This is a genomic window from Pseudomonas sp. DF11, assembly GCF_058148565.1.
Window position 1 is genome coordinate 1,303,034 of sequence record NZ_JBYVYN010000001.1, and the last position, 14,281, is coordinate 1,317,314.

The following is a 14,281-nucleotide window of genomic DNA, read 5'->3' on the forward strand; positions in this document are numbered from 1 at the left end:
CCTCGAATCAGTTATTCGGCGTAGCAGAGGCCGGGGTGGCCGCCGCCAGGGTCTGGGCCTCGAAACCACCGCCCAGGGCCTGCATCAGTTGAATCGACAAATCGATCTGCTCGGCATTCAGGTTCGCCAGTTGGCGCTGGGCCTGGAGCAATTGCTGCTCGATGCTCAGCACGTCCAGGTAATTACCGATACCCGAGCCGTAGCGCTGGACCACCGTGTCGTAGGAGCTCTGGGCGATATCGGTGGCATGCTGCTGGGCACCGATTTGCCGGGCGATATCGCGCAACTGGTTGATGGTGTCGCTGACATCGCCAAGGGCCGTGACCAGGCTCTTGTTGTATTGCGCCACCGCCAGGTCGTAATCGGCGTCCCGGGCATCCAGGTCGGCCCGCAAGCGGCCGCCATCGAAGATCGGCAACGACACCGTCGGCGCCACATTGAAGAAGCGGCTGGCCGAGCCGAACATCGCATCGCCCAGCAGCGAGCGTGTCCCGGCCGCCGCACTCAGGTTGAGATTGGGATAGAAGTTGGTCTTGCCGGCCTCGATGTCCTTGCTCGCCGCCTCGACCCGCCAACGTGCCGCGACCAAGTCCGGACGCCGCCCGAGCAACTCGGCCGGCAGGTTCGACGGCAAGGCGACGGCGCTGGCTTGCAGCACATTGGGCCGGGCGATTTCATTGCCGCGGTCCGGGCCCTTGCCGAGCAAGACCGCCAGGGCGATCTTGGCGCTTTGCAGGCGTTTCTCCGCATCGATCCGGGTGGCGTCGGCGCTGGCTTCCAGGCTTTCGGTCTGCTGGAACTGATATTCGCTGTCGATCCCGGCAGTGAGACGTCGCTTGCCCAGATCGAGCATCTGCCGGGTGCGCTTGAGGTCCTCGGCGGCCAGGTCATAAATGATGTGGGCCTGGCCCAGGTCGCTGTAGGCCCGGGCCACGTCGGCGGCCAAGGTCAGTTGCGCGGCCTGGCGATCGATCTCGGCGGCGCGAGCCTGGCCCAGGGCGGCTTCCCAGGCAGCACGCTGGCCGCCCCAAAGGTCGAAGGTGTAATTGAAATCCACACCCAGCGTGCGCAGGGTGCTGTACGCCCCGCCCTGCCCTTGCGGGTCCTGGTCACGGGACAGGCGCGAACGGCTGGCACCGCCGCTGGCATCCAGGGTCGGCATGCGCGCCGCGTTGGCGGCATAGGCGGCGGCACTGGCCTGATGCACCCGGGCGCTGGCGATCTGCATGTCCGGGCTATCGCGCAAGGCTTCCCGGATCAAGCCATCGAGTTGCGGGTCGCCAAGGCTTGTCCACCAATCGCTTTTCGGCCACGCGGCCGGTGACAGCGTGACACCGTTCAGGGACTGCCCGGCCTTGAGGCTCTGGGCCTCCAGGCTGACGCCTTCGGTCTTCAAGCCGCTGTAGCTGGCACAACCGGCCAGGCTCATGGCCAAGACCACCAGGCTTAATCGGGTACGCAAGGTTTTACGCTTCATTTTTCCCCCATTCGCGACACGGTAATGGGGTCACCGGCGGCGAGCAGAATTTTCTTGAGGATCCGTTCGAGGGTTTGCAGCTCCTCGGGGCTGATGGCGCTGGCCAACTGGTTCATGGCCTCGGCACCGATAAACGGCAGGCGATCGGCGAGGGCCTGGCCGGCTTCGGTCAGCACCAGGCGCACTTGCCGGCGATCCTGGGCGGAGCGTTCGCGGGCCAGGAAACCTTTCTGCTCCAGGCGATCGAGCATCCGCGTCATCGAGCCGCTGTCCAGGGACAGGTAGCGACACAGCTCGGCCGGCGTCTCGATGCCGTACTGGGCCATGATGATCAATACCTTGAACTGCGCGGCGGTGATGCCGACGGGTTCCATGTGGGTGTCGATGATCCGGTCCTTGAGCAGCGCAGTGCGGCCGAGCAGCATGCCGAGATGGCAATTGTGGAAATTATCTGGGGTGAAGTGCTTCATCTGACCACCGTTTGCTGCCTAGGCAGTGAATGTATGTCGAGATATTACTGCTTAGGCAGCGAATGTCAATCGAATAGTTAGGTTGCTATGCACTAACAGACAAACGCAGATAAAAATGTGGGAGCGAGCCTGCTCGCGAATAGCGGTGTGTCAGTCAACGAAGATGCTGAATGTCACTGCGCTATCGCGAGCAGGCTCGCTCCCACATTGGACATGGAGGATTCAGGGAGGGTTTAGAAATCGCGCTTGTAGAAGATGTCCAGCGAACTGGCGACGCCGCTGGCGGCTTCGAGGTAGACCTTCTTGCTGAGCTTGTAGCGCAGGGCGATGGTGTTGGCCGGTTCGAACACGCCGACGCCGTAGCGCAGGCTGAGTTTTTCCGACAGGTTGCCGCTGGCAACCACGCTGGTGGTGTTGCCGCTGCCCTGGGTGTCGAGCTGGAAATCCTCGATCCCCAGGTTGTTGGCCAAGCTGGTGGTCACACCCGAACTGCCCATCAAGCCCAGGCCCAACGCCGCCTGGGCGAGCATATTGTTGTCTTCGCCGGTGGTGCTCAGCGGTCGGCCAAGCACCAGGTAGGACAACGCCTGCTCCTGGCTCATGGCCGGTTCCGAGAAGATTTGCGTGGTCGGTTGCTCGGCGCTGCCGCTCAAGCGGATGCCGGCGATCACGTCGTCGGTCTGGCGGATCGCTTCGATGTCCAGGTAGGGTTGGTCAATGGGCCCGGCGAACAGCAGCCGCGCCCGGCGCACCGTCAGCCGTTGCCCGTAGGCGCGATAACGACCGTCGTTGAGCCAGAGCTCGCCGCGGGTATCCATGTTGTCGCCGATGTGAACCTGGCCTTGCACATTGGCCGTCAGGCCGAAACCCGAGAATGCGAGTTTGTCCTGGCCGACGATCACATCAATGTCCATCGCCATGGCCAGCGGCGCCTTGCCCTCCTCGGTCTGGCGGCCGACGATCACCGTGTCATCGGAAACCTTGACGGTGGACGGCGGCAGTTCGCGGATGGTGATCTCGCCTTTGGGCACCAGCACCTTGCCGGCAATGGAGAGCTGCTCGCCGTGCATCGTGATATTGAGGTCCGGCGCCACGTCGAGCACCGCATAGGGCTCGACGGTGACCGGCAGTTGCGAGCCCTTGAGGGCCAGGTTCATGGTCAGGGCGTCGCCCCAACCGACAGTGCCGTTCAAGCGGCCCTGCCCGCTCTTGCCACTTTTCCAGTCGCCGTCGAGCCGTATCGTTTCGCCGGCAATCATCGCCCGTACCTGTAAAGCTTCAAGGCTGACCGGCAGTTCCGGGCCAGACACTTCGCCGTCGCTGAGCAGCAGGTTGCCGTTGACCTGGGGCGCGAGCAAACCACCGGACAGCGTCCCGCTGCCGCTCAGATGCCCGGTGAGGGTTTCCACCATCGGCACGAACGGCCGGGCCACCGACAGGTCCAGGCCAGTCAGGCGGAATGAACCGCTCAAGGGCTTGCTGGCCGGTAGCGGATTGATCTGCGCCTGGAGCATCAGTTCGCCGAGCCTGGCGCCGACAAAATTCAGGTCGGTGTCGATGCGCTTGGGGGTCAGGCGACTGTTGAGCGTCAGGGTCTGGTATGGAAAGTCCAGCCATTGCTCCTTGTCGCGGATCCTTAAAGTACCGCCGCTGGCGTCCACCAGGACCCGGCCATTCGGGCCGCTGGCCGGCAAGTCCAGTTGCAGGTCCGCGTTGAGCCGGCCCTGCCAGGCAAAATCCTTGGGCATCCACTGGGCCAGGCTTTCGATGGGGAATTGCTTGAGGTGATAACGCAGCTTCGGTTCCGGCATCAGCCGCTGGTCTTCACCGCACAGGCTGGCCTCGCCAGAACGCCAGCAAAGAGCACCGACGTTGAGGGTGCCATCGGCCAGGCGCTCCAGTTTCGCCGGGGCTTGCAGGCGCCAGGCTTGACCGCCAGCCTGCACGTCGCCGCTGGCCAGGCGTCCGCGCCAATTGCCCTGGTCGAGCGTGCCATCGAGCGCCAGGGTGGTGTCGAGCTGTGGCCCTTGCAGGTCCAGGTTGAGCTTTTGTTGCTTGATGTCGCCCTGCCCGCTGACGGTCAGCACGCCCAGCGAAGTCTCGCCGACGCGGATGCCGCTGGCCTTGAGATCGAGCTTGCCGCGCTGGGCGCTGTCGAGCGTCGCATCGAGGTTCAGGCTTTGCAGGCGATTGTCCTGCAACGCCAGTTGCGTGCCTTGCAGGCCGAGCTTGCCTTGGGGCGCCTTGAGCGTGCCGGCCACATCGACACGGCCGACGACTTGGCCGCGCAATTGCGGCCACAGTTGGGCCAGGCGCGAGAGCTTGATATCGATCTGGCCAGTGAGTTTCTCTTGCAGGCTGCCGGTGCCGTTGATGCGGTTGTCCCCCAGGCGGATGTCCAGGGCGCTGAGGTTCCACCGCTCGCCGGCGCCGCTGGCCTTGGCCTGGAACAGCGCCGGTTGGCCGCGCAACTTGCCTTTGAGATCCAGGTCTGCGTCAAGTTCGAGTTGGTCGTTCTTCATCGCCCCTTTGCTGCGCAACGGCCCGGCCAGGGTCCCAGGCAGTTCGCCCAGCCAGTACGCCGGGTTGACGGCCGACAGTTGCAGCGCCGTGTCCCAGGTAATGCCATCGGCAAATTGCAGGCTCAGATGCCCTTCGGCCTTGCCCTGCCCCGCCGCGAGCTTGAGTTGCGGCAAATGGATTTGCGTCAGGTCGCCGCTGAACGGGCTGTCCAGGCTGAAGGCCCCGGCGGGTCCGTCCAGCGCGGCCTGGAAGTTGCCCAGGTATTTGCCATCGGTGTAGGAGATTTCGCCATCGAAGCTGCGCAATGTCACCTGCGGCTCGTCAATCAGCGGATAGAGGCGATGCCAGGGGAAATCCAGCCAGGCGATTTTCGCCTCGGCGCGCAGGCCTTCGCGCCAGTCCAATTGCCCGCTGAGTTTCAGGCTTCGCTGATCGCCGGCATCAAGATCCAGGCCGGCGATCTGTGCGCCATTGGCGTCCACGTTGCCTTGCAGCAACAACGCCACCGGCCCTTTCTCGGCGGGCAATGTCGCCTTGCCAAGCAGTCGATAGCCGTTTTTCAGGTCGCCTTCGCCAGTCAATTCCAACTGGTTGAGCGACAAAGTGTCTGGCAGATCGGCGCTGGCCTTGAAGCCGTCGGCGGTGATGCGCACCTTGGCCGGCAGGTTGTCCGCCAAGGGCTGCAGCTCACCGACCAAGCGGCCTTGCAGGTAACCGCTGCTGTCGGCCTGGAGATTGAGGGTCTTGAGCAGGTTGCCGTCGACTTTCAGGTCCAGGGCCCAGGGCGTGGCGCCCGGCGCCGGCAAGGTCAACCGCCCCTCGGCGTTCAACGGCCAGTCGCCGCCCGGCTTCAGCAAGCCGGACAGTTTCAGGCTCAACTCGTCGCGCTGCAATTGCACCGAATCGATCTGCAGGCCCTCGGCGGTCCAATGGGCAACCAATTGCAGGCCCTTGAGCTGCTCGCTGCCGTTGAACGACAGGCTGCCGACCTGCACATCGCCCAGTTCGATAGCGAGCGGCAAGTCCAGGTCCGGCAAGCTGATCGGGCCACTGCTCGGTTCATCGGCGGAGGCTGGCAATTGCAAGGCGACCTGGTCGGCCTTGAGCTGTTCGATGCACAGGGTCATGCGTGCCAGGCACAGTGGCGACCAGGCGAATATCAGCCGATCCACCTCTACCCGACTGGCGTCCTGCTGCCACAACAGGTGATCGGCGCTCCATTGCCCACCCAGCCGACCCTGGAAATTCTCCACGCTCAGCCCCGGCACCAGGCCGAGGGCCCAACGGCTGCCGAATGCCGTGCCCAACACAACGCTCAAGGCCAGCACCAGTGCCAGCAACGCCCCGGCGACCGCCAGCAGCGTTATTTTCACACCACGCTTCACAACTCAGGCCCCATGGAAAAGTGCAATCGGATACCGCCGTCGTCGTCCATCGCATGGGCCAGGTCGAGGCGGATCGGGCCCACCGGCGACACCCAACGCACACCGACCCCCACGCCAGTCTTGAGGCTCGGCAGTTCAAGGCTGTTAAACGAGTTGCCCTGGTCGACGAACGTCGCCACTCGCCATTTTTCCGCGATTGAATACTGATATTCGAGGCTGCCGGCGACCATGTAGCGACCGCCAATACGATCGCCCTCGGAGTTTTCCGGCGACAGGCTCTGGTAGTCATAACCGCGCACGCTCTGGTCGCCACCGGCGAAAAAGCGCAAGGACGGCGGGATGGATTTGTAGCCATTGGTAGCGCTGCCGCCGATCTGCGCCCGAGCCAGCAGCCGATGCTTGTCGAACACGGTGGTCAGGCCCTTGACCATGGCGGTGCCATATAAAAGGTTGTTGTCCGAACCAAGGCCCTCCTTGGCGACCTTGGTGTCGAACTGCAAGCGGTAGCCGTTGTGCGGATCGATGCGGTTGTCGCTGCGCAGGTAGGAATAGCTCACGCCCGGCATCAGCAGCGTGCTCAGGCCCGCATCGTCGCCTAGGCGGTACTCCTCGCGCTGCCATTTGAGCGACACCACCCGCTGCCAGCCGCTGGGCAACTTGCTGTGCCATTCCGGGCCCACGGTGAGCAGTTTGCTGAGGCTGTCGGTGCCGGCCAGTTCTTCATATTGATAACCGCCGGCGTAGCGCATCTTGTCGGTCAGCGGCGGGTCCAGCGGCACGTCGTACCACAGGCCGACGTTCTGCCGGGGCGCCGACACTTCCGCCTCCCAGCCATAGCTATGGCCCTGAGGGTTGACCCAGTGGCGCGTCCAGTTGGCTTTCGCCCGGGGACCGACGTCGGTGGAAAACCCCAGGCCCAGGCCCATGGTCCGCGGCTTGCGCGTGTCGAGCTTGACCGCTACCGGGATCACGTTATCGGTGGCGGCGGTGGGCGCGGCATCCACGCGCACGCCTTCGAAATAGCCGCTCGATTGCAGCGCCTGGTTGAGCTCTGCGATAAGTTCGGAGTCGTACGCCGTGCCGGCCTTGAACGGCACCATGCGCTGCAGCAGGTCTTCGTCGAACGGCGTGTCGCCCTCGAAGCGCACCGGGCCCAAGGCATAGCGCGGGCCGCTGTCGTAGACCAGTTCGATGTCGGCGATGCCTGCCTGGGGGTCCACCAGGAGTTTCTGCCGGGTAAAGCGTCCGCTGAAAAAGCCATAGCGCGAGGCCTGGTTCTGGATCACTCGCTTGGCATCTTCATAGCGACCATGGTTGAGCACCGCGCCGGGTTTCAGCGCGGCGTTGCCGGGCACACGAAAAGCCTTGAGCGACGCCGCCGGGCCATCGATGCGCACGGTGACGTTACGCAGGTGCACCGGCTCGCCCGGATCGATGGTCAGCACCAGGCGTGGGTCCTTGCCGCCCTTGACCTCACTGTCGATCTGCGGCTGGTAGTAGCCCAGCGCCTGGGCGGCCTTGCGCGCCTGCTCCTCGGCGCCGCGACTGAAGCGCAGCAAGGCCTCCTCGTCACGATCTCCCAAGCCACCGATGTAACCTTCTACGTTGGCCTTGAGTTCATCGTTGGACGGCTGGACTCGTACTTCCAACTCACTGTTTGCCAGTGCCGCGCAGCTGAGGGACAGCAAGAGCGCGCCACCGGTCATTCTTCCTGGGAGGTTCATGGCGCGGATGCTATCACGAGCGTAGGTGCCTGATAGAGCCGGACATTTCGCAAAAGTTCGGCCGACTATGCCGTTGCGCTTTGCAGGACCTGCGGGTTGGCGTGAAAGAACACATGCTCGCGGATCGGTCCTACCGCAACCTCGCCGATTTCCTCGTAACCCTGGCGTTTATAGAACTCAAGGTAACGCGGGTTGCCGGTGTCCAGCACCACGCCTTGGGAATGCTCGTCCACCGCACACCAGTTGTGGACCGCTTCGAGCAACTGTTCGCCGAAATGCTTGCCCTGGAACTGTGGGTGCACCCCCAGCAGCGGCAACACATGTACCGCATCCGAAGGCAGGCAGGCCAACACCGCCGCGTGGTATTCCAGGTAGCGCCGGGTGCAGCGAAAACCGGTGCTCAAGACCATGCGCAGACGCCAGGCCCAACTTTCGGTGATGCCCAGGCGTCGCTGCGGCGGGGCGATCAGGGCAATGCCGATCAGGCGGTCGTTGACCAGCAAGCCGATGGCCGGCAGGTCCTGGAGAAAATGCTGCTTGACCAGCTCACGCACCGTGGCCCGGACCCGCTGTTCATAACCGGGCCGCTCGGATTCGAACAGGTAGCTGAAGGTCGGTTCATGGCGATAGGCCTGGTACAGCAACGAACGGGCCTCGCGGGAATAACCACTGTCGAGCATATGGACGTCGGCGATGGCGGTTTCAGGCATGACGTTGGATCTCCTGGGGCGAGGCTCGGTGAGGCCCAGCTCTTATTGAGTACGAACCCGATTGGGTTGCGATCGTTCCTACACCCACAGGACATTAGCAGCGCATTTGTCCTACTGCCACGCTGGCTCCCTTCCCACATGTCAGCTAGCATCGCAGTTTTGCCAGGACAGCCGACCATGAAGATCGTCTCCTTCAACATCAACGGGCTGCGCGCCCGTCCCCATCAGCTGGCGGCGCTGATCGAGAAGCACCAGCCGGACGTGATCGGGCTGCAGGAAACCAAGGTTCACGACGAACAATTCCCCCTGGCCGAAATCCAGGCCCTGGGTTACCACGTGCATTACCATGGACAAAAAGGCCACTACGGCGTCGCCCTGCTCTCCCGCCAGGCGCCGCTGAGTTTGTACAAAGGCTTCGAGGGCGACGACGAGGACGCCCAGCGGCGCTTCATCTGGGGCACCTTCGCCGATGCCAACGGCGTGCCGGTGACCATCATGAACGGCTATTTCCCACAAGGTGAAAGCCGCGACCACCCGACCAAATTCCCGGCCAAGGAGCGTTTCTACAGCGATTTGCAGCAACTGCTGGAAAGCCGCTTCAGCAACGATCAGCCGCTGGTGGTGATGGGTGACGTGAACATTTCCCCGGAAGACTGCGACATCGGCATCGGCCCGGACAACATGAAGCGCTGGCTGAAGACCGGCAAGTGCAGCTTCCTGCCGGAAGAACGCGAATGGATGGCCCGCCTGAAGAACTGGGGCCTGGTGGACAGCTTCCGCCACCTCAACCCGGACGTCACCGACCGCTTCAGCTGGTTCGACTACCGCAGCCGCGGCTTTGAAGACGAGCCCAAGCGCGGCCTGCGCATCGACCTGATCCTCACCTCCCACGGCCTGCTGCCACGGGTCAAGGACGCCGGGGTGGACTATGAGCTGCGGGGCATGGAAAAACCGTCGGACCACGCGCCGATCTGGCTGCAGTTGAGCTGACCGGCAAGAAACGGCTCGCCGCAATGGCGAGCCGTCCTGTCACAGCGTACCCAGTTGCTTGAACAGGGTCAGGTTGTCCTCGATGTGCCAGTTGGCGACGATCTTGCCCTGGTCGACCTGGTAGATATCCGTCGCAATGAACTCCACCGGTTGGCCCTGGCCCTTGAGCTGGTCGAAGGTCCCGGTGAAATGCCCGCGAAAGCGCAGGTGCACCACCACCCGATCCCCCACCACCAGCATCTGCTCCACGACGCAGCTGAGATCCGGCACGGCAGTGCGGAAAGCCCGCGACGCCAGCAACGGGCCTTCCGGGCCCTGCTTACGCCCGGTCGGAGGGGTCTTGTCGATGAAACTCGGCGCCAAGGCTTCGCGAGCCAACGCTTCGTCGCCGGTGTGCCAGAACGTGTCATAGCGCCGCGCCGCCAAAATCATCGATGTCGCCTGCTGCTCGGACAGGCTGCGGTCGACAATCAGGCTTTGAGGTTGCACGAGCGCATCGGTGGCGGCCGAAGCCCCCAGCGACAGGCCCAGGCCCAGGAAAAAACCGGCCAGGCGCAGGCCGCCGGGCATGGCAAGGGATGAGAACGACATAGTGGATTCCTTCGGGTCGATCAAGGGCCGGACAACACCGTGCGGCCCGGGGTTATGGAACAGGTTTCAGAGGGTTTCGGACTCCCGCAAGGACAGCGGGCTGGCAAGGGTGTAGCGGGCAATGTCGTCCTTGCGCATGAACGCCACGCCCGGATGGCTTTTGGCATAACGCAGGAACTCATCCCAGACCCGCACCATTTGTGGCGTGCCGCTGATGCGGTCGTGGGCACTGATGGACATCATTCGTCGCCGCGTGCCGGCTTCTTCGTAGAGCTGGTCGAAATCGAGCTTCACTTGCTCCAGGAAAGCCTGGGGCGAGTAATGCCGGCCTTCGATCAGCACGATGTCGTTGTTGCGCAACGTGTAGGGGACCACGACGAAATCCTTGCCGTTGACCGCTTCGATGAAGGGTTCATCGCGGCTGACGTCATCGATGTGATAGAGGTAGCCCAACTCTTGCAACAACCCCAGGGTATTGGGTCCCCGGCGCAGCCAGTTGCAGTTGTAGCCGGTGACTGGCTGCCCGGTGACCTCCTGGACCATCTGCGCGGCCTGGCGCAGGAACGTGCGTTCATCGTCCCGACTCATTGCAAATTGCGAACTCCAGCGCGGCCCGTGCCCGGCCGCCTCGTGACCGCGAGCGACGATCTCCCGCGCCAGGGCCGGGTGGCGCCGCACCGCTTCGCCGATCATGTGGGAGGTGACCTTGACGCCATGGCGGTCCCACAAATTCAGCAAGCGTGGGATGCCTTCCCGATAACCGTAGGCAAACCAGGTATTGGTTGCCGGATCGGTCGGCACGCTGTCCGGGAAGTCGACTGCGGGAAAAGGACTGTCAGTGCCTTTGGGCGGCTGTCCGCCCGCTTCGAATTGCATGGAAATCGAAATGACCAAGCGCGTGTCGCCCGGCCAGAAGCCCCCCTTGGAAACGCCGGCGGCTTTTGTCGAGACGCCAGCCTGCGCCGAGCCCGTCGTCAGCAGATCGCCTACGGCCAACAGCGCCGCGCCAGCACTTGCCTGGGCCAGGAAAGTCCTGCGTTCGGGATTGTGAGTGACATCGGCTGCTTCGGGGATGGCCATGGCAGAACTCCTGGAAAACGCTGCGGTGTGATCGTCTGAGGCGCTAAGGTATGCTTTGCGCGTTTTCCTGATAATTGATCAACTTACGAAAATATATTTCGGAACTACCGAATAATGTTCCTGAAGAACCTCGAGCTCTTTCTGCTGATCGTTGAAAAAGGTGGCTTGTCTGCTGCCGGTCGAGAGGCAGGGTTGTCCCCGGCCTCGGTCTCGGAGCGGCTCGCCCTCCTGGAAACCTATTACGGTGCCAGCCTGCTCAATCGCACCACGCGGGCGATCAGCCTGACCGACGAAGGCAGGCTTCTGGTCGAAGGCGCCCGGCGCTTGCTGGCCGAGGCCGGCGAGTTGCACAGCAGCATCCGCACCGGCACCCAGACCCTCAGCGGGCCGATTCGCCTGAGTGCCCCGCAAGACCTGGGCCGCCAGTACATCGAGCCGATCCTGTCGCGCTTTCTCGACGAGCATCCCGACGTCAGCCTCGATCTGAACCTGGGCGATGGCTACGTGGACCTGGTCAGCCAGGGGTTCGATTTCGCCATTCGCTACGGTGCCCTGGCCGATAGCTCACTGCGGGCCAGGCCGTTGGGAGAGAATCGTCGCGTGGTCTGTGCCGCCCCCGCTTACCTGGCGCGGCACGGCACGCCAACGCATCCCAGCGAACTGACCCGGCACGAATGCCTGGTGATGCGCCTGGGGATCAACACCGCGCGGGAATGGACATTCAGCCGGGACGGCGAGGTGCATCGGGTGATGGTCCAGGGCCGGCGAATCGCCAACGACGGCGGGCTGGTGCGGCAATGGTGCCTGGAGGGACATGGCATCAGCCTCAAGTCGATCTGGGACGTACGCGATGATCTCAAGAGCGGACGGCTGGTGGAATTGCTCCCGGACTTCACCGCCGGCAACACGCTGCTGCAGATCGTCTACCCGACCGCCCGCGTCCAGCCCCGGCGCGTGCGCGCCTTGATCGAATGCCTGGTGGCCGGGGTGGCGGCGAGCGAGGCCTAGCGCAACCACCCTGTCATCGTTCAGTCATCTGCCTGACTTATTCTCCCGGCACTTCCCTGGGATCTGAAGGTGGCGGCATGCGGCTGTGCGTGGTCTGGATAATGGCGTTGTGGCTGCCGTTGGCGTTCTGCGCCGAACGTGAGCCCGCGCCTGGCCTGCCCCTTCCTGCGTCCGGCCCGGCCCTGCGCCTCCAGGGCTCCAATACCATCGGTGCGGCCCTGGGGCCGGCGCTGGTCAGGGGTTTGATGGAGGAACAGGGACTGCGCAGGGTCAGCAGCGAAATCACCGGTCGGGACAACGAACAGCGGATCGTCGGCCAGACCACCGATGGCCGGCGGGTCGAGATCGACATTGCCGCCCACGGCTCCAGCACCGGGTTCGCTGCCCTCAAGCAGGCCAGCGCCGACCTGGCCGCCTCGTCCCGCCCGATCAAGGACAACGAGCTGAAGGAACTCGCGTCCCTCGGCGATCTGAAAAGTCCTGCCGCCGAGCAAGTCATCGCCATCGATGGCCTGGCGATCATCCTTCATCCCCAGAACCCGCTACGTCAGCTCGATATCGTGCAACTGGCGCGAATATTCAGTGGCGAGGCGAAAACCTGGGAGGCAGTGGGCGGTACTGGCGGGGCGATTCATCTGTATGCCCGCGATGAACAATCCGGCACCTACGATACCTTCAAGGAACTGGTGCTCAGCCGCCAGGGAAAACGGCTGGATCCTTCAGCGCGGCGCTTCGAATCCAGTGAACAGTTGTCCGACGCGGTCAGCCAGGACCCGCAAGGCATCGGTTTCATCGGTTTGCCCTACATACGCCAGGCCAAGGCGCTGGCGATTGTCGACGGCGACTCGCAACCCATGTTGCCGTTGAACCACCTGATCGCCACCGAAGACTATCCCTTGTCCCGCCGGCTGTTCTTCTACCTGCCGCCCCGGGAAACCAACCCGTGGGCCACGGCGCTGGTCGAGTTCACCCAAAGCGACCAGGGCCAGGCCATCGTCGCGGCCAATGGGTTCATCGCCCAGACCGTCCAGGCCATGGCCGTCACCCCCAATGCACTGATGCCCGAGGGTTACCAGGCCCTGAGCCGCCATGCCCAACGCCTGAGCGTGAATTTTCGCTTCGAAGAAGGCAGCGCCAACCTCGACAACAAGGCCCATCAAGACCTGGGCCGAGTGCTCGACTACATCCAGAAGCACGGCAAGACCGAACGGCGCGTGACGCTGGTGGGTTTCGGTGACGCCAAGGACGACCCGGCGCGGGCGGATCTCTTGTCCAAACTGCGGGCCATGGCGGTGCGACGTGAACTGGTCAAGTACGGCGTGACCTTGCGCGAAGTACGCGGCTTCGGCGCGCTGATGCCGGTGGCGGCCAATAACGAAGATGAAGGGCGGATCAGGAATCGGCGGGTGGAGGTTTGGGTTTACTAGCAACGCCGCCATCAAAAGACGAACCCGCTTTTTGTGGCGAGGGGATTTATCTCCGTTGAGCTGCGAAGCAGCCCCCAAAGGCGCTACGCAATCTATCTGAGATACCTCACTGTCAGATTTTAGGGCTGCTTCGCAGCCCAGCGGGGATAAATCCCCTCGCCACAATAGCTTGTTGTTTATCCCGCTAACTTCGATGTAGGAGCAAGCCAAGTCGCCTTGCGCCATTGCCTACAACTACGCCAGAATCCGCCGGCTTGTGCGCCTGGAGGCCCGGCTCTATCGTTTTCCGGTCGCTGACGAATCAGCGATCGGGTTTGGTAGCCCGGGTTGTCGGTGCATAGCGTCACCCCCTGCAAGTGCAGTCATGCACTTCGCTTTTTGGTGGCCATGCGCAGGGTCTCTTCGGAGGCGCCGGCTCCGATGCCCGGTCTACCAACCTTCGTATGGCCACCACCCAATTCGTTTGGTAGCGAGCAGGTGATGGCTCCTTTTCAAATGCATCGGAGCTTCAACTATGTTCAAAGCAACACCCAACCCGCCGGACACCGATCCAACGACCCACAACTCAAAAGAATTCGACGAAGCCGCTGACCGCGCCCTCGACTACTACCTCAAGCCCAAACCCGACAAACCCGAGCCTGATCCAAGCCAACTCTTCACGGTCGTCAACGGCGTCGACACCGAATCCCTGCTCGCCAATCTCAGCGAAAACCTGGCCTCGGCCAATGCCATGGTCAGCAATCTGGCCTTCGACCTGGAAGGCCCGAGGCGCCACATTGCCCTGGGCATCCAGCAGTTGATCGAACTGAGCGGATTGCTGGCGAACCGGGCGCTGGATAACGTCGACCCGCGCTAACCGACTCACCGCCTCTGGAGCACACTAGAGGCCTGTGGGA

At 63.3% G+C, this 14,281-nt stretch carries 11 protein-coding genes; 4 read left to right on the plus strand and 7 right to left on the minus strand.

Annotated elements, in window-relative coordinates; all coding sequences use genetic code 11:
• Positions 1–7: 7 nt before the first annotated feature.
• From AC30D9_RS05525 to AC30D9_RS05545, 5 genes are all read right to left on the minus strand, one after another.
• Positions 8–1,477 carry an efflux transporter outer membrane subunit gene (locus AC30D9_RS05525; RefSeq protein ID WP_490143606.1) on the minus strand — a complete coding sequence of 490 codons (1,470 nt, stop codon included), beginning with the start codon at positions 1,475–1,477 and terminating at the stop codon, positions 8–10.
• Entirely contained in the window at positions 1,474–1,947 is a 474-nt protein-coding gene (locus tag AC30D9_RS05530) for a MarR family winged helix-turn-helix transcriptional regulator (RefSeq protein ID WP_134925039.1), read from the minus strand. The genes AC30D9_RS05525 and AC30D9_RS05530 overlap by 4 nt, the downstream gene beginning before the upstream one ends.
• 233 nt (positions 1,948–2,180) lie before the next feature.
• Positions 2,181–5,855: a translocation/assembly module TamB domain-containing protein gene (locus tag AC30D9_RS05535; RefSeq protein WP_490143607.1), complete on the minus strand. Its 3,675-nt coding sequence runs from the start codon at positions 5,853–5,855 to the stop codon at positions 2,181–2,183.
• Positions 5,852–7,579 carry an autotransporter assembly complex protein TamA gene (locus AC30D9_RS05540; RefSeq protein WP_209022163.1) on the minus strand — a complete coding sequence of 576 codons (1,728 nt, stop codon included), beginning with the start codon at positions 7,577–7,579 and terminating at the stop codon, positions 5,852–5,854. The genes AC30D9_RS05535 and AC30D9_RS05540 overlap by 4 nt, the downstream gene beginning before the upstream one ends.
• 65 nt (positions 7,580–7,644) lie before the next feature.
• Positions 7,645–8,289, minus strand: a complete 645-nt coding sequence (locus tag AC30D9_RS05545) for a GNAT family N-acetyltransferase (protein WP_109754668.1) — start codon at positions 8,287–8,289, stop codon at positions 7,645–7,647.
• Between the two features lie 177 nt (positions 8,290–8,466).
• Here AC30D9_RS05545 and xthA point away from each other — a divergent pair, with 177 nt between their 5' ends.
• Entirely contained in the window at positions 8,467–9,279 is an 813-nt protein-coding gene (gene xthA, locus AC30D9_RS05550; RefSeq protein WP_109754667.1) for an exodeoxyribonuclease III, read from the plus strand.
• Between the two features lie 39 nt (positions 9,280–9,318).
• On the opposite strand, the gene AC30D9_RS05555 is transcribed toward xthA, so the two are convergent.
• Positions 9,319–9,870, minus strand: a complete 552-nt coding sequence (locus tag AC30D9_RS05555; protein WP_490143608.1) for an ester cyclase — start codon at positions 9,868–9,870, stop codon at positions 9,319–9,321.
• 66 nt (positions 9,871–9,936) lie between these two features.
• Positions 9,937–10,950 (minus strand): polysaccharide deacetylase family protein, encoded by a 1,014-nt coding sequence (locus tag AC30D9_RS05560; RefSeq protein WP_134925044.1) that lies wholly within the window; start codon positions 10,948–10,950, stop codon positions 9,937–9,939.
• A 114-nt stretch (positions 10,951–11,064) separates the two neighbouring features.
• Between AC30D9_RS05560 and AC30D9_RS05565 the strand changes: the two genes are divergently transcribed.
• From AC30D9_RS05565 to AC30D9_RS05575, 3 genes are all read left to right on the plus strand, one after another.
• Positions 11,065–11,958: a LysR family transcriptional regulator gene (locus AC30D9_RS05565; RefSeq protein ID WP_490143609.1), complete on the plus strand. Its 894-nt coding sequence runs from the start codon at positions 11,065–11,067 to the stop codon at positions 11,956–11,958.
• A gap of 101 nt (positions 11,959–12,059) precedes the next feature.
• Positions 12,060–13,385, plus strand: coding sequence for a substrate-binding domain-containing protein (locus AC30D9_RS05570; protein WP_490143739.1), 1,326 nt, complete (start codon positions 12,060–12,062; stop codon positions 13,383–13,385).
• Between the two features lie 514 nt (positions 13,386–13,899).
• Entirely contained in the window at positions 13,900–14,241 is a 342-nt protein-coding gene (locus tag AC30D9_RS05575) for a DUF6124 family protein (protein ID WP_490143610.1), read from the plus strand.
• The last annotated feature ends 40 nt before the right edge of the window (positions 14,242–14,281 follow it).

Excerpts from the sequence above, each read along its gene's own strand:
- AC30D9_RS05570 (WP_490143739.1), top strand. The coding sequence starts at position 12,060 with ATGGCGTTGTGGCTGCCGTTGGCGTTCTGCGCCGAACGTGAGCCCGCG.
- xthA (WP_109754667.1), top strand. The coding sequence starts at position 8,467 with ATGAAGATCGTCTCCTTCAACATCAACGGGCTGCGCGCCCGTCCCCAT.
- AC30D9_RS05560 (WP_134925044.1), bottom strand. The coding sequence starts at position 10,950 with ATGGCCATCCCCGAAGCAGCCGATGTCACTCACAATCCCGAACGCAGG.
- AC30D9_RS05545 (WP_109754668.1), bottom strand. The coding sequence starts at position 8,289 with ATGCCTGAAACCGCCATCGCCGACGTCCATATGCTCGACAGTGGTTAT.
- AC30D9_RS05540 (WP_209022163.1), bottom strand. The coding sequence starts at position 7,579 with ATGAACCTCCCAGGAAGAATGACCGGTGGCGCGCTCTTGCTGTCCCTC.
- AC30D9_RS05565 (WP_490143609.1), top strand. The coding sequence starts at position 11,065 with ATGTTCCTGAAGAACCTCGAGCTCTTTCTGCTGATCGTTGAAAAAGGT.
- AC30D9_RS05555 (WP_490143608.1), bottom strand. The coding sequence starts at position 9,870 with ATGTCGTTCTCATCCCTTGCCATGCCCGGCGGCCTGCGCCTGGCCGGT.
- AC30D9_RS05525 (WP_490143606.1), bottom strand. The coding sequence starts at position 1,477 with ATGAAGCGTAAAACCTTGCGTACCCGATTAAGCCTGGTGGTCTTGGCC.
- AC30D9_RS05575 (WP_490143610.1), top strand. The coding sequence starts at position 13,900 with ATGTTCAAAGCAACACCCAACCCGCCGGACACCGATCCAACGACCCAC.
- AC30D9_RS05530 (WP_134925039.1), bottom strand. The coding sequence starts at position 1,947 with ATGAAGCACTTCACCCCAGATAATTTCCACAATTGCCATCTCGGCATG.